Here is a 2141-nt window from a genome sequence, read left to right as displayed (position 1 = left end):
CCCTTAGTGTTTAGTCCTGACGAAAAAGTTAAGCGTAACCGTAGCTCATCAGACGCTGATAACGGCGGTTCAGCAGCTCTTCTTCGCTGAGCAGATCGAGGTCTGCCAGGTCTGCCAGCAGCTGCGCCTTCAGGCTCGCTGCCATCGCTTCCGGGTTGCGGTGAGCGCCGCCCAGCGGTTCCGGAACGATAGAATCGATCAGCTTCAGCTCTTTCAGACGCGGGGCGATAATGCCCATCGCTTCCGCAGCCAGCGGCGCTTTATCCGCGCTCTTCCACAGAATGGAGGCGCAGCCTTCCGGCGAAATGACCGAATAGGTGCTGTACTGGAGCATGTTGACCTTGTCGCCCACGCCGATCGCCAGCGCGCCGCCGGAGCCGCCTTCACCGATTACGGTGCAGATAACCGGCACGCTCAGACGCGACATCTCACGCAGGTTGCGGGCGATCGCTTCCGACTGGCCACGCTCTTCCGCGCCGACGCCCGGGTAGGCACCCGGGGTGTCGATAAAGGTGATGATCGGCATTTTAAACCGCTCAGCCATCTCCATCAGGCGTAGCGCTTTGCGGTAGCCTTCCGGCGCCGGCATCCCAAAGTTGCGGCGAATTTTCTCTTTGGTTTCACGACCTTTCTGGTGGCCGATGATCATCACCGGACGACCGTCAAGACGCGCGATACCGCCGACAATCGCTTTATCGTCAGCGAAGGCGCGGTCACCGGCCAGTTCGTCAAATTCGTCGAACGCCAGGCGGACATAATCCAGGGTGTAAGGACGGCGCGGGTGGCGCGCCAGTTGCGCAACCTGCCATGCACCGAGATCGGCGAAGATTTTGCGCGTCAGCTCTACGCTTTTCTCACGCAGACGATGCACTTCTTCGTCGATGTTAATATCCAGTTTCTCATCCTGACGGCTTACCGCAGTCAGGGAATCGATTTTCGCTTCCAGCTCTGCAATCGGCTGTTCAAAATCTAGGAAATTCAGACTCATAGTATTCCTGTATTAGTCAAACTCCAGTTCCACCTGCTCCGAGCCGATAAGGCCCCGCAGATCGTTAAGTAAACGATCGCTCGGAGAGACGCGCCATGTTGCGCCGAAACGCAACCGCGCGCGTGCATCCGCCCTCTGATAGTAGAGGTGCACTGGAATGGTTCCCGAACGGTGGGGTTCCAGAGACTGACGGAGTCGGTTTAAAAGCTGGTCATCAATTTGCCTGTCCGTCAGCGAGATAGCAAGCCCGCGAGCATATTTTTCCCGGGCTTCGTCAATGTCCATGACTTCACGGGCGGTCATTTTAAGCCCCCCGCTAAAGTCATCAAAGCTGACCTGTCCGCTGACGATAAGTATGCGGTCTTTTTCCAGCAACTGCTGATATTTATCCAGCGCGTCGGTGAATAACATCACTTCCAGCCGCCCGGAACGGTCATCCAGGGTACAGATGCCGATACGATTGCCGCGCTTGGTGACCATTACCCGCGCCGCAATCACCAGCCCCGCCGCCGTGGTGACTTTCCCACGTTCGGTCGGATGCATGTCTTTGAGCCTCACGCCGCCGACGTAGCGCTCAATCTCCTTCAGATACTGGTTAATCGGGTGTCCGGTGAGGTATAGCCCCAGGGTCTCCCTTTCACCATCCAGCACCACCTGCTCAGGCCATGGCTGGCAGCTGGCGTAGGATTGCTCAATTTGCTCGGGCTCTTCCGCCAGCACGCCGAACATATCAGCCTGGCCGATGGCCTCGGCTTTCGCGTGCTGGTCGGCGGCTTTCAACGCATCGCCCAGCGAATTCATCAGCGCCGCGCGATGTGGGCCGAGACGATCGAACGCCCCGGACATAATCAGCTTTTCCAGCACCCGACGGTTGAGCTTTTTAATATCGGTTCGCGCGCAGAGGTCGAACAGCTCGCGGAAATAGCCGCCATTGTTGCGCGCCTCAATAATCGCTTCGATCGGTCCTTCGCCGACGCCCTTGATGGCGCCAATGCCGTAGACGATCTCGCCATCGTCGTTGACGTGGAAATGGTACAGGCCGGAGTTAATATCCGGGGGCAGGATTTTTAGCCCCATTCGCCAGCACTCATCCACCAGGCCAACCACTTTCTCGGTGTTGTCCATATCGGCGGTCATCACCCCCCCCCTAAAA

Annotated in this window: 2 protein-coding genes; both read right to left on the bottom strand. The window is 57.9% G+C overall.

The window, feature by feature from the left end:
- Window positions 1-28: 28 nt before the first annotated feature.
- On the bottom strand, window positions 29-988 hold the full coding sequence (gene accA, locus HMPREF9538_RS19020) for an acetyl-CoA carboxylase carboxyl transferase subunit alpha (protein ID WP_004145855.1): 960 nt from the start codon (window positions 986-988) through the stop codon (window positions 29-31).
- A 12-nt stretch (window positions 989-1000) separates the two neighbouring features.
- On the bottom strand, window positions 1001-2141 hold a 1141-nt coding region (locus HMPREF9538_RS29540; protein ID WP_009484514.1), incomplete at its 5' end, for an OB-fold nucleic acid binding domain-containing protein.

Source organism: Klebsiella sp. MS 92-3, from assembly GCF_000195655.1.
In the GTDB taxonomy this organism is placed as follows: domain Bacteria; phylum Pseudomonadota; class Gammaproteobacteria; order Enterobacterales; family Enterobacteriaceae; genus Klebsiella; species Klebsiella pneumoniae.
The sequence above is the reverse complement of the archived record's forward strand: the minus strand, read 5'-3'. Positions and strand labels throughout refer to the sequence as shown.

What these genes read in the sequence shown, in the direction of transcription:
- accA (WP_004145855.1), bottom strand. Translation starts at nt 988, where the DNA reads ATGAGTCTGAATTTCCTAGATTTTGAACAGCCGATTGCAGAGCTGGAA.